This is a genomic window from Pseudomonas sp. LBUM1663, from assembly GCF_059695905.1.
Map to the genome: position 1 here is coordinate 4690071 of NZ_CP166792.1, position 19826 is coordinate 4709896.

The following is a 19826-nucleotide window of genomic DNA, read 5'->3' on the forward strand; positions in this document are numbered from 1 at the left end:
GCGCGTTCAGGCTTCACTTTCGTATCCCGGTTGTTCCTGCAAAGGCAAGTGAAGCGTGATGCAGGTGCCGCGCCCCTCAATACCATCGGCGACACTTATCCGCCCGCCATGCGCACCGACCATTCCCTGACAGATAGCCAGCCCCAGCCCCGTGCCCTGCCCGCCCCGATCACCGCGCGCAGCGGTGTAAAACATGTCGAAAATCTTCGCCCGCTCCTCCTCCGGAATCCCCGGCCCCTCGTCGCTGACCGAGAAAAACAGCTCGCTGTCATTGGCGCCGGCGCGTAATTGCAGACGGCCGTGAGGCGGAGAAAAACGCGCGGCGTTTTCCAGCACGTTGACCAGCGCCTGCTCGATCAGCGCGGCATGCACGTAAAGCAGCGGCAATTCAGCCGGCACTTCGGTGCTGACCTGCAACGGCGCCAGCACCGCGCGCAGGCGATTGAGTGAACTGCCGACAATGTCGGCCGGCGACACCCAGTCCCGCGCCAGCTTCAATGCGCCGTGACCGAGGCGGGTCATGTCCAGCAGGTTTTGAATGTAGCGGTCGAGGCGCTCGGCTTCATCGCGGGTGCCTTCGAGCAGTTCGCGGCGATCCTCCAGCGGGATGGCTTCACCGAGGGCCAGCAGGCTGTCGATGCTGCCACGCATGGAGGTCAGCGGCGTGCGCAAATCGTGGGACACCGACGCCAGCAAGGCACTGCGTAACTGCTCGGTTTCGCCATGCAGGCGCGCGGCTTCCAGGTCTTCGGCCAGTTGCGCACGGGCCAAGGCCTGGGCCAGCGGCTGACTCAACGCTGTCAACAAACGCCGACGCTGACCGCTCAAGGTCTGGCCTTCTTTGGCACAGACGCCCAGCAGCGCCAACGGCCCCTCCTCCACCGACAACGGCCACCACCACCAACGCCCGAACGGCAGCGTGCCGGTGCCCGCGCCCGCCGGCTGGTCATGTTGCCAGGCCCAATCGGCAGCGGCACGCTCGGCTTCGGAAAACGCCAGCGGGCCGCCGGTTTCGACCTTCCAGCCGCCCTGGCCGTCGCGGTTGAGCAGGCACAGTTGCAGATCGCTCCAGCCGTTGAGGTGCTGGGCCGCCGCGCTGACCACCGCCTGGCGGTCGGTGGCAGCAGTGAGTTTGCGCGACAGGTCAAGCAGTTCGGTGGTCTCTTCCTGGGTGTCGCGCAACGCCTGCAATTGCCGCCGTTGCCGCGCCGCGAGGTTACCGGTAAGGGCCGCCATCAGCAGGAAGAACAGCAAGGTCAACACGTCTTCTTCGCGCTGGATGGCGAACGAGAAATTCGGCGGAATGAACAGAAAGTCATAGGTCAGAAACGACAGCGCCGCACAGGCCAGCGCCGGGCCGAGGCTGCTGCGCACCGCCACCAGCAACACAGCGGCGAGGAACACCAGCGAGATATTCGGCAGTGGCAAGACACTCGCCACTGCCCAGGCCAAAGCACTGGCCAAAACCGTTGCCACCACCGCTAAAGCGTAGTCGAACCAGACCAGCGTTTGCGCCGAACGCTGGCGCGGCTGATGCGGTTGGTGCTCGCTGTCGAGGACGTTGATTTCCAGCCCGCGCGCATCGCGCAGTAAACGCGACGCCAGTCCGCCGCCGAACAACCGTCGACGCAAACGCTGCCGGGACTGACCGACCAGCACCAGGCTGGCACGGCGTTCGGCAGCGTGCTGGATCAATGTTTTTGCGACTTCACCGGCGCGCAGTAAAACCACTTCGCCGCCCAGTCGCTCGGCCAGTTGCTGGGCACTTTGCAAGCGCAGTCGCGATTGTTCGTCGCGCACGCTACCGTTGTCTACGTGCACCAGGCTCCACGGCAAATGACGACGCTGGGCGACGCGGCTGGCGTGGCGCACCAGGCGCTCGGCCTGAGCATCGCCATCGACGCCCACCAACAATCGACCGCGCACCGCTGGCGCGGCTTGGCCGAGTTGTCGATAACCCTGGGCCAGGTCATCGTCGACCTGCGCAGCAGCGGTTTGCATCGCCAGTTCGCGCAGGGCGGTGAGGTTGGTCTGGGTGAAAAATGCGTCGATGGCCGCCCGCGCCTGCTCCGGCACGTAGACCTTGCCATCGCGCAGACGCTCAAGCAGTTCGCGTGGCGGCAGGTCGATCAGCAGCAGTTCGTAGGCTTCTTGCAGCACCCAGTCCGGCAGGGTTTCGCGAACCTGCACGCCGGTGATCCCGCGGACTTGATCGTTGAGGCTTTCAAGGTGCTGGACGTTGACCGTGGTGAACACGTCGATGCCCGCGGCGAGCAGTTCCTGGATGTCTTGCCAACGTTTGGCGTGACGGCTGCCGGGGGCATTGGTGTGAGCCAGTTCGTCCACCAGCACCAGCTTCGGCTTGGCCGCGAGCAGGCCGTCGAGGTCCATTTCTTCAAGCATCACGCCACGGTATTCCGAACGCACCAAGGGTTGCTGCGGCAAGCCGCCGAGCAGTGCTTCAGTTTCGGCGCGGCCGTGGGTTTCGACCACGCCGGCGATGACTTTCACGCCCTGGCGCAGTTGGGTGTGGGCGGCTTGCAGCATGGCGTAGGTCTTGCCGACACCGGGCGCGGCGCCGAGGAATACCTTGAGCCGGCCACGGCCATCGCGGGGCAGGTCTGCTAACAGCGCGTCGGCGCGGCCGGAGTCACTCATGCTTGAAGCTCACTTTATTCAGATGTTGATGTGGTGATTGTTCTGCCGCCATCGCTAGCAGGTGCGACGATTCGACCTGCTAGCGATTGGCGGAGCCACCGATCTACAAGTTTTCCAGCGCCATGTTCAATGCCAGCACATTAACCACTGGCGGGCCAACGAGCGGCTGCTCAATGTGCGCATTCATCAATTGCTGAAGCGTAGACACTGGCAAATTACGCGCTGCCGCAACACGCGCCAGTTGATAGGCAATCGCCGCCGGTGGCAAGTGTGGATCGAGGCCGCTGCCGGAGGTGGTCACCATTGCCAGGGGCACGGGCCCCTGACCGGGCACCAGCAGTTTGTTGGCATCGTCAATCACGCGAGTCGCCAGCGCCGGGTTGCTCGGCGAGAAGTTGCTGGCACCGCTCGCCACGGTGGCAAACGCACCCGCCGATGGCCGTGGATGGAACCAGGCGTCGCCGACGAATTCCTGGGCGATCAGTGAGGAGCCGCGGACCTTGCCGTCGGCGTCACGCACTAGGCTGCCATTGGCTTGATCCGGGAACGCGACCTGGGCGACGCCGGTGACGACCAAGGGGTAAGCGACGCCGGTGATCAGGGTCATCAGCACGAGCAGGCTCAGTGCGGGACGTATCATTGTGGACATTTCAAAATCCTCGAATTCGGATATCACTGTGAAGACACACACATCACCTGTGGCGAGGGAGCTTGCTCCCGTTCGGCTGCGAAGCAGTCGTCAACCCGGCGAACGCGGTGTGCCTGAACAAATACGGTGGTGGGGATTGGGCTGCTTCGCAGCCCAGCGGGAGCAAGCTCCCTCGCCACAAAAAGCGGCTCCCACCTACCCATCAACCGTTAAACCAAATGCAACGCCGTCAACAGCATGTCGATCGCCTTGATGCCCACAAACGGCACCAGAATCCCGCCCAATCCATAGATCAGCAGATTGCGTCGCAACAACGCCGCTGCACTGGCCGCCTGCACCCGCACGCCGCGCAATGCCAGTGGAATCAGCACCACAATGATCAAGGCGTTAAACACAATCGCCGACAGAATCGCGCTCTGCGGACTGGCCAGGTGCATGACGTTCAGCACGCCCAATTGCGGGTAGATCGAGGCGAACAACGCCGGCAGGATCGCGAAGTATTTGGCCACGTCGTTGGCGATGGAAAACGTCGTCAACGCACCGCGGGTCACCAGCAATTCCTTACCGATTTGCACCACGTCCAGCAGCTTGGTCGGGTCGCTGTCGAGGTCGACCATGTTCGCCGCCTCGCGCGCGGCTTGCGTGCCGTCGTTCATCGCCATGCCGACGTCAGCCTGGGCCAGGGCCGGGGCATCATTGGCGCCGTCGCCGCACATGGCGACCAGGCGACCGTCGTTCTGTTCGTGGCGAATGCGCGCCAGTTTTTTCTCTGGCGTGGCCTCGGCCAGCACGTCATCGACGCCCGCTTCGGCGGCAATGGCAGCGGCGGTCAGCGGGTTGTCGCCGGTCACCATGACCGTGCGGATGCCCAGTTTGCGCAGCTCGGCGAAACGTTCACGGATACCGGGTTTGACCACGTCCTTGAGATGGATCGCACCGAGCAATTTACCCTCGGCGCAGACCAGCAATGGGGTGCCGCCGCTTTGGGCGATCTTGTCGATTTCCCGGGACAGGGACGGCGCCAGATCGGCGCGTTTCAGGCCGACGAAGGCCAGCAACGAATCCACCGCGCCCTTGCGATACACGCGACCCTGATAGTCGACACCGGACAGACGAGTTTCGGCACTGAACGGTACGGCAGTCAGCAGCTCGGCGCTTGGCTCAGACTGCGGATGCAGGCCGCGCAGATACTCGACGATGGATTTACCTTCAGCCGTGTCATCGGCCAGCGAGGCGAACAGGGCACCCTCGGCGAGTTCCTTGGCGGTGACGCTAGGTGCCGCATAAACCGCGGTGCAACGACGGTTACCAAAGGTGATGGTGCCGGTCTTGTCCAGCAGCAGGACGTGTACGTCCCCCGCCGCTTCCACGGCGCGACCGGACTTGGCGATGACGTTCAGACGCACCAGACGGTCCATCCCGGCAATACCGATGGCGGACAACAAACCGCCAATGGTGGTCGGAATCAGCGTGACCAATAACGCCACCAGGAACACCAGCGGCAGGCTGCCGTTGGCGAAGTGGGCGAACGGTTGCAGGGTCACGACCACCAGCAGGAAGATCAGGGTCAGGCCGATCAGCAGGATATCGAGCGCCACCTCGTTCGGGGTTTTCTGGCGTTTGGCGCCTTCGACTAGGGCGATCATGCGGTCCAGTGTCGACTCGCCCGGGTTGGCGGTGATGCGCACCAACAGCCAGTCGGACACCAGGCGGGTGTTGCCGGTGACGGCCGAACGGTCGCCCCCGGACTCACGAATTACCGGCGCAGACTCACCGGTGATTGCCGCTTCGTTGACCGCGGCGATGCCTTCAATCACCTCGCCGTCACCGGGGATCATTTCCCCGGCTTCGACGCGCACCACATCGCCCTTGCGCAGAGCGGTGGCCGGCACCACTTGAAAAGCGCCGCTGCTGGTTTTGCGACGGGCGCTCAGGCCTTCGCTGCCGGCCTTGAGGCTGTCGGCGCGAGCCTTGCCGCGACCTTCGGCCAACGCTTCCGCGAAGTTGGCGAACAGCACCGTGAACCACAACCACAGGGCGATTTGCGCAGCGACGAAGGTCGGCACGGCGCTGTCGGGAATGAAGCACAGCACGGTGGTCAGGATCGCGGTCAGTTCGACCACCAGCATCACCGGCGCGCGTTGCAATTGCCGTGGGTCGAGCTTGACGAAGGCTTGCACCAGCGCCGGGCGCCAGAGGGCCGAGATCGCGGTTTTGGGTTGCTCCGGCGCCTTGGCGACGACGGTTTTGCTTACAGGCATATTCATGATGGATTCCTTAGAAGCCCATACTCAGATGTTCGGCAATCGGACCCAGTGCCAACGTCGGCAAGAAGGTCAGTCCGCCCACCAGCAAAATGGTCACGGTCAGCAGAGTCACGAACAGCGGGCCATGGGTCGGGAAGCTGTTCTGGCCGATCGGTGCGGTTTTCTTCATTGCCAGACTGCCAGCCAACGCCAGTACCGGGAGGATGTAACCGAAGCGACCAATCAACATGCCAAGACCGAGCATCAGGTTGTGGAATGGGGTGTTTGCGCCGAAGCCGCCAAACGCCGAACCGTTGTTGGCACCGGCCGAGGTGTAGGCGTACAGCAACTGGCTGAAACCGTGGGCTCCTGGGTTGCTCACCGCTGCCACCGGGCCGGGCAGGCTCGCGGCAATCGCGCCCAGTACCAGCACGCCGACCGGCATCACCAGCAAGGTCACCACCAACAGTTGCACTTCCTTCGCTTGCAGTTTCTTGCCGAGGTATTCCGGTGTGCGGCCGATCATCAGACCGGCGAGGAACACCGCGATCAAGACGTTGAGCAACATGCCGTAGAGCCCGGCGCCGACGCCGCCGAAGATCACTTCGCCGACCATCATGTTGACCAGCGCGACCATGCCGCTCAGTGGGTTGAGGCTGTCATGCATGCCGTTGACCGAACCGTTGGACGCCGCGGTGGTAGTCACCGACCACAGCACGGTGGCAGTCGTACCAAAACGCGCTTCCTTGCCTTCCAGCGGTGCGGTCTGTTCGACGGCAGCGTTGGCCAGGGTTGGGTTCGGTTGGTACTCAGCCCACAGCGATGTCGCGCCGCCGATGATGAACAGCGCCAGCATGCAAGCGATGATCGCGCGGCTCTGACGCAGGTCTTTGACGTAGTGGCCGAAGGTGAATACCAGGGCGACCGGGATCAGGATGATCGAGGCCATCTCGAACAGGTTGCTCCACGCTGTCGGGTTCTCGAACGGATGCGCCGAGTTGACGCCGAAGAAGCCACCGCCGTTGGTGCCCAGTTGCTTGATCGCAATCTGGCTGGCGGCCGGGCCCAGTGGAATCACCTGATCGACGCCTTGCATCGTCACGGCATTCACGTACTGCGCGAAGGTTTGCGGCACGCCCTGCCAGACCAGGTACAGCGCCAGCAACAGGCACAGCGGCAGCAAGCCGTAGAGCGTGGCGCGGGTCATGTCGACCCAGAAGTTGCCCAAGGTCTTGGTCGACTTGCGACCGATACCGCGACACAGCGCAACCAATACCGCCAGGCCGGTGGCGGCGCTGACGAAGTTCTGCACGGTGAGGCCGACCATCTGACTCAAGTAGCTCAGGGACGCTTCGCCGCTGTAGGCCTGCCAGTTGGTGTTGGTCATGAAGCTGACGGCGGTGTTGAACGCCAGCGTCCACTCCTGACCCGGCAGGTTTTGCGGGTTCAGTGGCAAGTGGTCCTGAAACAACAGAATCGCGAACAACAGCAAAAAGCCCGCGAGGTTGAAGGCGAGCAAGGCCAGGGTGTATTTCTGCCAGCTCTGTTCGGCCTGCGGATCAACGCCGGCCACCCGATAACAGCCACGCTCGACCGGTCCCAGGATCGGTGAAAGCCAGGTGCGTTGACCTTCCATTACCTTGTAGTAGAACCGCCCAAGAAACGGTGCCGGGATCAGCACCAAGGCAAAGAAGGCCAGGATCAGCCAATAGTCATAACTGTGCATAGCCGCTCCTAGTTCCGGTCCGCGCGCAACAGCGCAACCAACAGATAAATGAACAGCCCCACTGCCAATAGCAGTGACACCCCGTCCAGAACGCTCATGGAAGTTCTCCGTGTTACGGCGTATTGCCGCGTGTGGAGTCATTGTCGGCAGGGAGGCTGTAAAGGAACGAGATCGAGGGGTGTGGCGGGGCATAAAGAAAGCGTAAAGAGTGGGTTTATGCCGGCGTTACAGTGGTGTCTGGACCGCCGCCTTCGCGGGCAAGCCTCGCTCCTACAAGGTCAAGAGCGCCGCGAATCCTGTAGGAGCGAGGCTTGCCCGCGAAGGCGGCATCACAGGCAACAGCGCCCCCAACTGGCGCACAAAAACCAGCCATCCAGCAGCGAACATCCCCGATACGACACCTTTTTACGCTTTACGACTGCTATCACAACACTGGCACGCCCACTGCAAACGCCCTCCCCTGAAGCTTTTCAAACCGTTCAGGGAGTAAACGCATGAACACACAACTCAAACCCACGCTGGGCACGTTGCACTTGTGGGGTATTGCAGTCGGGCTGGTGATTTCCGGTGAGTATTTCGGCTGGAGTTACGGCTGGGGCGTGGCGGGCACGCTCGGGTTCCTGGTGACCTCGTTCATGGTCGCCACGATGTACACCTGCTTTATCTTCAGTTTCACCGAACTGACCACGGCGATTCCCCATGCTGGCGGCCCCTTTGCCTACAGCCGCCGCGCCTTTGGCGAGAAAGGCGGATTGATCGCCGGGCTCGCGACACTGATCGAATTCGTCTTCGCCCCGCCGGCGATTGCCTTGGCTATCGGGGCTTACCTGAATGTGCAATTCCCGGCCCTCGATCCAAAACATGCGGCGGTCGGCGCTTACATCGTGTTCATGGGTTTGAACATTCTCGGTGTGAAACTGGCCGCTACCTTCGAGTTGATTGTCTGCGTATTGGCCGTGGCGGAACTGCTGGTGTTCATGGGCGTGGTCGCTCCGGCGTTCAGTTTCAGCAATTTCGCCCTCAATGGCTGGGCCGGCTCCGATGTGTTCGGGGCACCAGCGATTGCCGGGATGTTCGCGGCGATTCCTTTCGCCATCTGGTTCTTCCTTGCCATTGAAGGCGCAGCGATGGCCGCCGAAGAAGCCAAGGACCCGAAACGCACGATTCCCAAGGCCTACATCAGCGGCATCCTGACCCTGGTATTGCTGGCCATGGGTGTGATGTTCTTTGCCGGCGGCGTCGGCGACTGGCGCACCCTGTCGAACATCAACGACCCGCTGCCACAAGCCATGAAGACCGTGGTCGGCGAAAGCTCGGGCTGGTTGCACATGCTGGTATGGATCGGCCTGTTCGGTCTGGTGGCGAGTTTCCACGGGATCATCCTCGGCTACTCGCGGCAGTTCTTCGCCCTCGCCCGCGCCGGTTACCTGCCGACATCACTGGCCAAACTGTCGCGCTTCCAGACACCCCATCGGGCGATCATCGCCGGCGGCGTGATCGGTATCGCAGCGATTTATAGCGACGGCCTGATAAACCTCGGTGGCATGACGCTGACCGCAGCGATGATCACCATGGCGGTGTTCGGCGCAATCGTGATGTACATCATGAGCATGCTCAGCCTGTTCAAGTTGCGTAAAACCGAACCGAACCTGGAGCGCACCTTCCGCGCGCCCTGCTACCCATTGGTGCCGATGATTGCGCTGATCCTGGCGGTGGTGTGCCTGGTGGCGATGGCCTGGTTCAACACGTTGATCGGGTTGATCTTCCTCGGCTTCATGGCGGTGGGTTTCGTGTACTTCATGCTCACGGCGCAGTTGCGCGCGGATGCGCCGGCGGACGCGATGTTGACCGGACTCTGAATGGTCTCAGGTGTTACCGACAGATCAGGCATAGAATGGAACCACCGCGAAATGAAATCGCTCAAAGTGGTATGCATGATCGATTGGCGAAACCCGCCAATCGGCCTGCCCTCAAGGAGAGCCCTATGCCCTGGTATGCCTGGTTGATTCTGGTCGTTGCAATCGGCTCGATCGTTGGTGGTTTGATGATGCTGCGTGACACCGCCAACAAGGTCGACCTCACCGAAGAGCAACGTAAGCGCGTCGCGGAACGCAACGCGGAAGCGGACGCCAAGGATTCGCAGGACCGCTAAATCAAAAACCCTGTCACTCTGATCGAGTGACAGGGTTTTGCGTTCCTATTTTTCCCAGTCGGCTTTGGCGATGTGCAAGCCATGCAGCCCTTTATACGCAGCACGCTCAGGCTGGCTCCAGCCCTCTAGCAACGAATCCTCCAACCGATAAATCTCCACGCCCAACGGGCGACAGACGCTCAGCGGATCCTGCGCATCCGGCCCCCACATGGCCAGCGACAGGTCCCCTCCCGGACAGGTCGACAGCGCACACAGCAGATCGATCTCGGCAAAGAACTCCAGGTAATCGCCCTTCTGCGCCGGACAGGCCTTCATGAAGTACATGTCGTCGTGGTTCAGGCCCGTGCACTGGAAAATGTTCAGCACGTCATGCACATCGAACTCGGTCAGGCCATGGGGCAACACGGCGCGCGTCAAGTTGGAGTGGCAGTGATGATGGAAATCCTCGCCGGTGAGCATTTTGTTCACATAGGGATCGCAGCGAGTACCCAGTAAATCGTGCAAGCGACCGCCATGTTCGTCGATGCCGTAACCGGCCAGGCTGTCGTCGGTGATGGTCACCAGCGGCCGTAAAAAAGGCAGGTTCGACCAGAGCCGGTCATGGGTGCTGACATGGGCGCCCTGCAGTTGCCGGGTCCGCGCCGCCCACAAACGCTCGCGCGGATCGTTGGCGTTCCAGACATTGAAGTCGCCGACTTGCGGGCCGACCGGCGTGGTCACGCGAAACACGTGCCCGGCCGGTACATTCCAGGCCCGACCGGTGCGGATCGGCACTTCGAACTGCTCGATCAGCGTGCGGCCGTCCTTCGTGTCGCGGATCCGTTCGTAGAAGGCTTTGTCCACCTGCAAGGCCGAGCCTTTGCTGACTTGATAGGCTGCCGGATAGTCTTTGTACATGGCACAAATCCTCGATCAGTGATGGGGGGTTGAGGCAAGCATTTGCAACAGAAGGTGTTGTGAGTCATCGAGATAAGCGCTCATGGCGTCCGTGGCGGCGCGCTTGTCGCCCTCGGCGAGGAAGTCATGGATCTGCCGGTCGCGAGCAAGCCAGGGCGCCTGAAAACGTGATTCATCGGGCGCGGTGCAGAACGCCAGGCGCAGTTGTGCAACAACGTTGGTGAAAAACTCATCGAACAATGGACTTCGCAGTAGCCCGACGATGTGTTGATGAAACGCCAGGCTGTGGGTGCCGACGGCGCGCCAATCCTCACGCTCCCGGGCCAGCTCGGTGGCCTCCAGCGCCTCGAGCATCCGGTCGGACTGGTCGTCGCGCAGCGGCTGGCTCACGCTGATGGCTTGTAACTCCAGGGTACGGCGAACCTTGAACAGATCCCGAACATCATCCTGGCCCAGCCTGCGCACCATCACGCCCTTGTTGCGCACGTAACGGGTCAGACCATCCTGTCCCAGGCGATGCAACGCTTCACGAATGGTGTTGCGGGAGGCGTTGTAGGCAGACACCAAATCGTTTTCCACCAGCGCCATACCAGGCAGCAGGCGACCGCCAATGATGTCGGCGCGCAACTCCAATGTGATGTGATCGGCCAGGGACAGTCCACTGTTCATGCTCATCGCCTCGTGATTGTTCAACAATCGTCAACTGACAAGTAATCACTATTCGTGCCAGCTGAATCGATGCGGCAGGACGAAGTTGGACGCATCTGCATGCTTTTTAGAAGTAGAAGTACAGTCACCATCCCATTTTCATTGGTTAAGATGGCGCATTGTTGCGGAGATACCCGATGCGTTACTCGCAGGACCACAAAGCCCAGACCCATCAACGCATTATCAAGGAAGCATCGGCTCGATTTCGCCGCGACGGTATTGGCGCGACCGGCCTGCAACCCCTGATGAAAGCGTTGGGGCTGACCCACGGCGGGTTCTACTCGCATTTCAAGTCCAAGGACGAACTGGTGGAAAAGGCCCTGCAGGCCGCCGGCGAACAATGCGACGCCATCTGCGCCGAGCTGTTCGCGCAGGAACACCCACTGGAAGCGTTCATCGACACCTATTTGTCCGAATGGCACCAGACTTCACCCGATGAGGGTTGCCCGCTGCCGACTATGTCCTCGGAGCTTGGCTTGCGCGGACAACCCAGTCCGACCTCTGACGTGGTGCTCAATTCGAGGCTCGAACAAGTGCAAGGCACGATTGAAGGCGTAGATGCCGCCGACCGCAGCATCTTCATTATGTCTGCCCTGGTCGGGGCGTTGTTGCTGTCGCGCAGTGTCGAGAACCCGGAGATGGCCCAGCGGATTCTCAACGTGACACGCGAATTTCTCAAACATCCCCGGGATTAATCCTGCCAGCGTTTGAACAGCACGCTGGCATTGACCCCGCCAAACCCGAAGCCATTGGACAGTGCGTACTCGATAGCCATCGGCCGCGCCTGACCGTGGACGATGTCCACACCTTGCGCCGCCGGGTCCGGGTTTTCAAAATTGAGGGTGGGCGGCACGACTTGATCGCGGATCGCCAACAGCGTGAAGATTGCCTCAATCCCGCCCGCCGCCCCCAGCAAATGCCCAGTGGCGGACTTGGTCGATGTCACCGCGATCTTGTTGTCCGAACCGAACAATGACTTGATGGCCGCCAATTCTCCAAGGTCCCCAACCGGGGTCGAGGTGGCGTGAGCGTTAAGGTGCTGGACCTGGGTCGGCGAAATCCCCGCCTGCGCCAACGCCAGCGCCATTGCCCGTCGGGCACCGCTGCCATCCTCGGGCCCGGCGGTCAGGTGATAGGCATCGGCGCTGGTGCCATAACCGACCAGTTCGGCCAAGGGTTGAGCACCACGGGCAAGGGCATGTTCCAGCGACTCGATCACCAGCAGGCCAGAACCCTCCCCCATCACGAAACCATCACGACCACTGTCGAATGGCCGAGAGGCACGCTCCGGGGTGTCGTTGTAACCGCTGGACAAGGCACGCGCTGCCGCGAACCCGGCGAGGCTGACCCGATCGATCGCTGCCTCCGCACCACCGCACACGGCAATATCCGCCTCGCCACAACGTATCAGCCGCGCGGCGTCACCAATCGCCTGGACCCCGGCCGCGCACGCTGTCACCGGAGCACCCAGCGGGCCTTTGAAACCATGCTGGATCGACACATGACCGGCCGCGAGGTTGACCAGAAAGGAAGGAATGGTAAATGGCGACAAACGTCGCGGACCGCGGGTATCCGTGGTGCGGACCGCATCGGCAATCGCGCCGAAACCACCGACGCCCGAGCCAATAATCGTCGCGGTGCGCTCCTGAGCGTTAGCGTCTGGCGCTTGCCAACCGGCCTGCTCCAACGCCTGGCGCGCGGCCTCCATGGCAAACATGATGAAACGGTCCATTTTTTTCTGCTCTTTGGGCGGCGTCGCCCGATCCGGGTCGAAACCCGCCTCGGGATCTTCCGCCACGCTGAGCACTGCGCCACCGACCTTGGCCGGCAGATCGGCAACCACGTCGTCAGGCAGGTTACGCAGCCCGGAGCGTCCGGCCAACAGACGCTCCCAGACCACCTCAACACCGCTACCCAGCGGGGACACCAGGCCCATGCCCGTTACAACCACTCGACGATCACTCATACCGCAATTACCTCAAGCCGATTGAAGGCGCCTCACTTGTAACGCGTGGCGGCCGTACTTTTGGAAAGATTCGGCGCCATGACCAGACGGGCTTTTACAAAGTCGTCCCACTCGGAGGCGTTTGGTAGCGATGGAATGGTGATCAGCTCACCCTGGTCCAGTCCGGACAATGCCGCATCGACCATCTCCCCGGCTTCCATCACCATGTCTGCGGGAATCTGAGTAGCGTCGATACCGGAGCGCTCCCAGATTTCGGTGCGTGTTACGCCTGGCAACACGGCCTGGACCTTGACCCCGGTACCGTCCAGTTCCGCGTTCAACGACTGGGTCAGACTTAACACATAAGCCTTGCTTGCGCTGTAAGTCGCATTGAATCGCTCAGGAAACAATGCCACTACAGAGGCGATATTGATGATCGTGCCACGGCCAGCCTTTGCAAAGCTGGCGGCGGCTGCCGATGCCAGGCGTGTGACGGTGGTGACGTTGAGCTGGATTAACTTTTCCAGTTGCTCCATGTCGGAATTCGCCAACAGACCATCCGCTGCGACCCCTGCATTGTTAAGCAGCAGGCTGATACTCGAATCGCTGCGTAGACGCTGTTCAATCTTCAGAACATCATCTTTTTGTGTAAGGTCTGCCTTGAGTACTTCGACCTGGACACCATGCTCGGCGCGCAACTTGCTCGCCGCTGCCTGCAATCGCTCCTCGTCGCGAGCGACCAGCAACAAATCAAAACCACGCGCAGCCAATCGCTCGGCGTAAATGGCGCCAATTCCGGAGGAAGCTCCGGTGACAAGGGCGGTTCCTTGGGTCTGGACAGAATTCATGAGCGTGCTCCTGGGAGGATACGTAGGAAGATGAACGCCTGAGCGCTTCAGCGGATACAGGAATTATTATAGGCATAATTTAAAGGCAATATGATAGCCGTAATTTTTCATATCCCGATGAAAGGAACGACACATCCTCAAGACCAAAATGCAAAAAGGCCGGTCAATGACCGGCCTCTTGGGCGTTGATCTAAAAGCTTAGTTCACTTCCAGCTTCTCGCGGTTCTTATCCAGGATCGCCTTGCCTATCCCCTTCACTTCCAGCAGCTCGTCTACGGACGAAAACGGCCCATTACTGTCACGATAGGCAACAATCGCCTTGGCTTTCGCCTCACCGATACCGGACAGCTCACGCTGCAGCGTCGGTGCATCAGCTCCATTGAGATCGACTTTTCCAGACTGAGCCTTGGACGCAGCTTCCATCACCAAAGGTGCATTGCCAGCCTCAGGTTTTGCCGCAGGCGCGGCGATGGCAGCAATAGAAGCGCTGGTCAGCAGGGCGAAAACCAGAGAGTAGAAATAGCCAGTACGCATAAATGAAGCTCCATGACATCGATTGAGAAAGCAGCTTTTCCGAAGCTGCTCTCCAAACTTAGGCGATATGGTGGAGCTGTCAAAAGTGTGTCTGTTGCAGGATGTGAAACAATCAGGGTTCGAGGCGGCGTTGCTGGTAAATCCAGTCGACGATCTCGCCTTCGGGGGTGTAGCCACTCACCGTATCCCGAAGAAGCTGGCGAACCCGAGCGTAGTCATCTTTTTCCACTGCCTGAAGCAATTCGGTGAGTTTGCTTTTCAGGACGTCCCAGTCCACGTGATCCTCGTTGGCGCTCATGATCATCGGATGCCGGGTAGCAACAACATTGTCACCGATCAATAGCTCTTCATAGAGTTTTTCGCCGGGACGCAAGCCGGTGAACTCGATGGAAATATCACCGTGAACATTCTTTTCCGACCTCACACTCAAGCCGGATAGATGAATCATCTTCTCCGCCAACTCCACAATTTTCACTGGCTCGCCCATGTCCAGTACGAATACGTCGCCACCCTGACCCATTGAGCCAGCCTGGATCACCAGCTGTGCCGCTTCGGGGATGGTCATGAAATACCGGGTGATCTTCGGATGAGTCACGGTCAGTGGACCACCCGATTTGATCTGTTTGTGGAACAACGGAATTACCGAACCAGAAGACCCCAGGACGTTGCCAAAGCGAACCATCGTAAAGCGGGTTTTATTGACCCGAGAAACATTACTGGTGTCGCCGAAGAGTACCGGAGCAACTTCACGGCTCAGTGCCTGTAGGGTTAACTCGGCAAGTCTCTTGGTACTACCCATTACGTTGGTTGGACGCACAGCCTTGTCCGTAGAGATCAGGACAAAGTTGGCGACACCAGCCTGAAGCGCCGCCTGCGCGGTATTCAAAGTGCCAATCACATTGTTCAGGACGCCTTCGGCAATGTTGTGCTCGACCATGGGCACATGTTTGTACGCGGCAGCGTGATAAACCGTATCAACGTGCCAGGTCTTCATCACATCCAGCAGTTTCTCTGGATTGCGCACTGAACCGAGGATAGGTAACAGTCGAACCGGCAATGATTCGCATGCGATGCGCTGCTCCAATTCAGACAAAATGCTGTAGAGATTGAACTCGCTATGATCCAGCAGCAGAAGAGTGGTTGGCCGCAACGCCAGAATCTGGCGGCAGAGCTCAGAACCGATGGAGCCTCCTGCACCCGTCACCAAAACCGACTGGGCCTTGATGCAATGTTCAAGCAGGTCGTCTTGCGCAGGCACGGAGTCACGACCCAGTAGATCGGCGATATCGACTTCCTGGATGTCGTCAACCTTCACCCTGCCACTGGCCAGATCCATAAAACCGGGCACGCTTCGAACGTGCAACGGAAATACTTCAAGATAGGTGAGGATCTCGCGGCGTCGGCCGCGGTTCGACGAAGGAATCGCGAGGAGCACTTCCTGAGCGCCGGTCACATCGATCATTCGCTGGATATGCTTGGGCTTGTAGACATGAAGACCAGAGATAATACGTTCAGCGATGCCACTGTCATCGTCAATGAACGCCACTGGACGCATCGCCCGTCCCATGCGAAGTGCAGCTACCAGTTGGTTGCCCGCAGCACCGGCGCCATAAATGGCGACTCTGGGAAGACCATCGTCGCGGTTCGCGAAGGGTACATGCTGGACTGCGGTAAACCAGTCTCCAAGAAAATACTGACGCATTGCCAGGCGCAAGCCGCCAATCATGATCAGACTCAACCACCAGTAATTAAAGATGATCGAACGAGGGACAATGTTCTGATGGTTGCTGTACCAATACACGACTACACCAAGTATCAGCGAGGACAAGCTCACCGCCTTGATAATGGCGATGAGCGCATCGTTGCCGAAATAGCGCATCACCGCACGGTACATGCCAAAACGGATAAACAATGGTATCGCAACAATGGGAGCAGTCAGGAAGAGCCAGGGATGGACGATAATTGGATTGACCATTTCATCAATGCCCAGGCGAACCACAAATGCCAGCCATAGGGCAGCCCAAACTAGAACAACATCGGCCGAGACCTGAATCAATCGCTTTTGGCGGCGTGGCAACCCCAGCAAAAGAGCTCGTAACCTGTCCATAAACCCTTCAACCACCTTGTCCCGCTCCTAAACTGGATATGACTTGATCATTGTACCTTTTCGAACACAACGGACACCTTCTAAATCAGTGCCCTCAGCTTAACTGCTTGACGCAGAAACAGAACTCTCGAGCTGCCCGGCATGAAACTTCACAGCCAGAATGATCAAAGGGACGTAGGCCACAGTCAAGCCAAGAGCGCCATCGAGCCCCAATCGGGTCACACAGTAAGCCATCGGTAGCAACCAGAACAAATTAATCGAACCCACGGCGAGGGTCACCGGCAAATGCTTTCCGAACTGACGTGAGGCGAATTGATACGCGTGGCTACGATGCGCCTCGTAGACTTTGTCTCCACGAATCAAACGACGTAGCAGAGTGAACGTCGCATCGACGATGAAGACCCCCAGGAGAATCAACCATCCCCAAAACAATTCCGATGATTGCCACGCGGCTTGGAGGGACAACACGCCCAGGGCAACGCCGAGAAATCCGCTCCCGGCATCCCCCATGAAAATGCGCGCAGGAGGAAAATTCCAGTAAAGAAAGCCAAGAACCGCCATTGCCATGATCAGCGGTCCCCAAATCAATGCTGGAACTCCACTGAGCCAGTACAGCAAGCAGGCACCTAGGCACGCGCACAGCGCTTCTACACTCGCAATTCCGTCGATCCCATCCATGAAATTGTAAAGATTAAGAATCCAGACCAGATAAATGGCTGCGAGGATATGACCAAACCAATGCAGATCCAGGCTGAATCCAAAAACCACGAGTGTAGGAAACCCACCGATCCAGAACAATGCCCACAACGCCGCACTGAAATGACCCAGCAATCGCCAGCGGGCCGCAATGTGGCCATGATCGTCCATGAAACCTACAACGGCGACCAACGCACCAGCGCCTCCGACCGCAATCAGCTGTGACCAGGGGACCAAGTCCGCGTACCCCAGAAAGGGGAGCGAAACGAGGAAGGCAACTACAATCGCAACACCACCACCACGGGGCGTTGGAATGGAGTGAGAGCTACGCGCATTGGGGATATCGATAATGCTACGGCTAATAGCGTAACGGCGCAAAGCGGCCGTCAACACCAAGGACAGAACGCCAACAGCCGGAATGAGCCACAAGTAATTCATTGCGATTGATGTTCCCGAAAATGTAATGCAGTGGCAGCCAAAGCTTGATCCACGCTAACCGGCGGTTCCCAGCCTAAAACCGTACGAGTCTTTTCGATATCGACTTGCAACGATCCGCATAGTCGCTGGGAAAGCGCCTTTTTCCCCAACAACAGCGCACCGCGTTCCAGCACCCAGGAAGGTACCGGGATCAGACGAGCCGACTTGCCAAGAGCAATCGCCATCCTGTTCAGCAAGGCGGTAGTGGACAAATCCTCCCCATCACTCACCAGGAACGTCTGATTGGCAGCAGCCGGATGATCTATGCAAGTGATGACCAGATCTACCAGGTTATCCAGAGCAACCAGGCTGCGCCTATTGTGGATTGCGCCAAAAGGCAGCGGAACACCCTTGTCCAGCCAACGCATCATGCTCAGGAAATTCGCCTTCACCCCCGGCCCGTAGACCAGCACAGGTCGAATGATCACGATCTCCATCGCTGTTTCAGTGGCAAGCTGTCGAAGGGCCTGCTCCGCTTCCAATTTCGAGACACCGTAAGGATCGGCAGGAGCGGGAACATCATCGCCAGTGTAAGGGGTACCCGCAGTCGTCCCCTCCCCATTGACCTTGATCGAACTGATGAAAATAAAACGTCGTGCACCAGCAGCTGCCGCCTGGCGTGCGAGGTTCACCGTGCCTTCGACATTTACTTGGCGAAACGCAGCCAAAGGGTCGGACTCGGCATCATTCATGACATGCACCCGGGCCGCAGAATGAATTATCACATCAGGATTGGTCAGTTTACCTGTCCACTGGGTCTTGCCATCAATGCTGTCGATACGCAACGTCGTAACGTCCTGCACCTTAAGCTGCGACGCTCCCCGAACAACCGCCACGACCGGGTGTTTCCTGTCGTTGCACAACCGCTTGAGAATGGCGCCACCGACAAAGCCAGTCGCTCCAGTCAATAAAATAGAATACGACATTAATGCCTGGCCTTTCTTAAGGTAGCGGTTCGAAAAAGATCTTCAAGACGGGCCAGAAGCAAAGGCTTCGAATAATTGCTCAAGTAATACTCGCGGCCGGACTGCCCCATGGCCTGCAACTCACTCGCACCAGTCTTCGCCAAGGTCGAAGTAATGTGTGCCAAGCCTTTCGCATCACCAGACGAGCATGTGAGACCAGCACCGGACTCAACGATTACTCTTGCAGCCTCGCCGTTGATCATCCCCAGAAGAGGCCGGCCGGATGCGAGATAAGCCTGCACTTTCCCCGGTATCGTTTTCTCAAAAACATCGTTGGTCTTGAGCGACACCAGCAGTGCATCCGCACAAGCAAACAGGGCCGGCATCTCGTCCAGGGGATGTCTTCCCAGCAACAAGACATTTTTGAGCCCTCTGGCCTGAACCTGTTGACTCAGCCATTCGCTCATACGCCCATCGCCAACGATGACCCAGCGCACAGCAACATCGTTGACGAGTGCTTGCGCTGCATCCAGCACAGTTGGGAAATCTTGGGCTTCTCCGAGATTGCCAGCGAAGACTACGGTGAAGACCGAGTCATCACGAGCCAGTAATTTCGACTCTGCCTCGGTTGCCCCGGAAAAGTCGTCCTCGGCCCAACTAGGAAAATAAACCAGTCGCTCCGGAGAAACATCTTTGGTGCAGTATTTTTTAACGTTGTCGAAAAAACCGTGCGATTGCATCAATAAATAATCGGTACGATTATAGATCCACGAAACCATTTTACCGACAATCGATAACAACGCCGGCTTCTTCAGAACACCTACGGCTCTAAGTGTTTCGGGCCACAGATCGAGCACCCAAACAAACACCGGGGTCTTTTTCAACCGCCCAATTACCAGCGCCGGAATGGCGGCCATTATTGGTGATACCGCGTAGACGAAAACGACATCGTATTGTTCGCCACGCAACTTGTAGGCACCGACAACGGAAGCACTGGTAAAAAAGCTGAGATAGTTGAGTATCAAATTGATGCTGCGTTTGCCCCTAGGGAGCATCGGAACACGCTCAATTCTGGCACCACAGTAGTTATTAAAACGTTCTGGCGCTGCCTTGAACTCTGCGAAAACTTCGCCTTCAGGGTAATTGGGCAGACCAGTCAGTACAGTGACCGAGTGTCCTTTCTCAGTAAAATCACGAACCAAATCGTTTATACGCATATTTTCTGGCCAAAAATATTGCGTAACCACCAGGATCCTCAACTTATTCTCAGGCATTATC

General features: G+C 59.0%; 17 protein-coding genes. 3 read left to right on the forward strand and 14 right to left on the reverse strand.

The features are described from left to right. Positions 1–6 precede the first annotated feature (6 nt). From ACA075_RS21465 to kdpF, 5 genes are all read right to left on the reverse strand, one after another. Entirely contained in the window at positions 7–2658 is a 2652-nt protein-coding gene (locus ACA075_RS21465; RefSeq protein ID WP_497295210.1) for a DUF4118 domain-containing protein, read from the reverse strand. Between the two features lie 103 nt (positions 2659–2761). Next, the gene (kdpC, locus tag ACA075_RS21470) at positions 2762–3307 is read right to left on the reverse strand and encodes a potassium-transporting ATPase subunit KdpC (protein WP_497295212.1); all 546 of its coding nucleotides are present in this window, start codon (positions 3305–3307) and stop codon (positions 2762–2764) included. 209 nt (positions 3308–3516) lie between these two features. Then, the gene (kdpB, locus tag ACA075_RS21475) at positions 3517–5574 is read right to left on the reverse strand and encodes a potassium-transporting ATPase subunit KdpB (RefSeq protein WP_497295214.1); all 2058 of its coding nucleotides are present in this window, start codon (positions 5572–5574) and stop codon (positions 3517–3519) included. 10 nt (positions 5575–5584) lie between these two features. Then, entirely contained in the window at positions 5585–7279 is a 1695-nt protein-coding gene (gene kdpA, locus ACA075_RS21480) for a potassium-transporting ATPase subunit KdpA (RefSeq protein WP_497295215.1), read from the reverse strand. A gap of 8 nt (positions 7280–7287) precedes the next feature. Continuing rightward, a complete protein-coding gene (gene kdpF, locus ACA075_RS21485; RefSeq protein WP_007899818.1) occupies positions 7288–7377 on the reverse strand; it encodes a K(+)-transporting ATPase subunit F in 90 nt (29 codons plus the stop codon). Positions 7378–7773: 396 nt separating this feature from the next. Between kdpF and eat the strand changes: the two genes are divergently transcribed. Then, positions 7774–9138, forward strand: coding sequence for an ethanolamine permease (eat, locus tag ACA075_RS21490; protein ID WP_497295216.1), 1365 nt, complete (start codon positions 7774–7776; stop codon positions 9136–9138). Between the two features lie 125 nt (positions 9139–9263). Then, entirely contained in the window at positions 9264–9431 is a 168-nt protein-coding gene (locus ACA075_RS21495) for a DUF2897 family protein (RefSeq protein WP_497295218.1), read from the forward strand. A gap of 45 nt (positions 9432–9476) precedes the next feature. Here the strand turns inward: ACA075_RS21495 and ACA075_RS21500 are convergent, their stop codons facing one another. Together ACA075_RS21500 and ACA075_RS21505 are read right to left on the reverse strand one after the other, a co-directional pair. After that, a complete protein-coding gene (locus tag ACA075_RS21500) occupies positions 9477–10328 on the reverse strand; it encodes an urea carboxylase-associated family protein (protein WP_094468422.1) in 852 nt (283 codons plus the stop codon). A 15-nt stretch (positions 10329–10343) separates the two neighbouring features. Next, positions 10344–10997, reverse strand: a complete 654-nt coding sequence (locus ACA075_RS21505) for a GntR family transcriptional regulator (protein WP_497295219.1) — start codon at positions 10995–10997, stop codon at positions 10344–10346. 176 nt (positions 10998–11173) lie between these two features. On the opposite strand from ACA075_RS21505, the gene ACA075_RS21510 reads away from it, so the two are divergent. Continuing rightward, positions 11174–11731: a TetR/AcrR family transcriptional regulator gene (locus ACA075_RS21510; RefSeq protein ID WP_497295220.1), complete on the forward strand. Its 558-nt coding sequence runs from the start codon at positions 11174–11176 to the stop codon at positions 11729–11731. On the opposite strand, the gene fabF is transcribed toward ACA075_RS21510, so the two are convergent. From fabF to ACA075_RS21545, 7 genes are all read right to left on the reverse strand, one after another. Further along, a complete protein-coding gene (gene fabF, locus ACA075_RS21515; protein WP_497295222.1) occupies positions 11728–13002 on the reverse strand; it encodes a beta-ketoacyl-ACP synthase II in 1275 nt (424 codons plus the stop codon). The genes ACA075_RS21510 and fabF overlap by 4 nt on opposite strands. A gap of 32 nt (positions 13003–13034) precedes the next feature. Then, entirely contained in the window at positions 13035–13829 is a 795-nt protein-coding gene (locus ACA075_RS21520; RefSeq protein WP_497295223.1) for an SDR family NAD(P)-dependent oxidoreductase, read from the reverse strand. 198 nt (positions 13830–14027) lie between these two features. Then, entirely contained in the window at positions 14028–14363 is a 336-nt protein-coding gene (locus ACA075_RS21525; protein WP_497295225.1) for a ComEA family DNA-binding protein, read from the reverse strand. Between the two features lie 112 nt (positions 14364–14475). Beyond that, the gene (locus tag ACA075_RS21530) at positions 14476–16470 is read right to left on the reverse strand and encodes a polysaccharide biosynthesis protein (RefSeq protein ID WP_497299309.1); all 1995 of its coding nucleotides are present in this window, start codon (positions 16468–16470) and stop codon (positions 14476–14478) included. Positions 16471–16569: 99 nt separating this feature from the next. After that, complete coding sequence (locus ACA075_RS21535; RefSeq protein WP_497295227.1) at positions 16570–17604, reverse strand: MraY family glycosyltransferase; 1035 nt, start codon at positions 17602–17604, stop codon at positions 16570–16572. Next, positions 17601–18569, reverse strand: coding sequence for a UDP-glucose 4-epimerase family protein (locus ACA075_RS21540; RefSeq protein ID WP_497295228.1), 969 nt, complete (start codon positions 18567–18569; stop codon positions 17601–17603). The genes ACA075_RS21535 and ACA075_RS21540 overlap by 4 nt, the downstream gene beginning before the upstream one ends. Then, entirely contained in the window at positions 18569–19822 is a 1254-nt protein-coding gene (locus ACA075_RS21545) for a glycosyltransferase family 4 protein (RefSeq protein WP_497295230.1), read from the reverse strand. The genes ACA075_RS21540 and ACA075_RS21545 overlap by 1 nt, the downstream gene beginning before the upstream one ends. Positions 19823–19826: the final 4 nt, after the last annotated feature.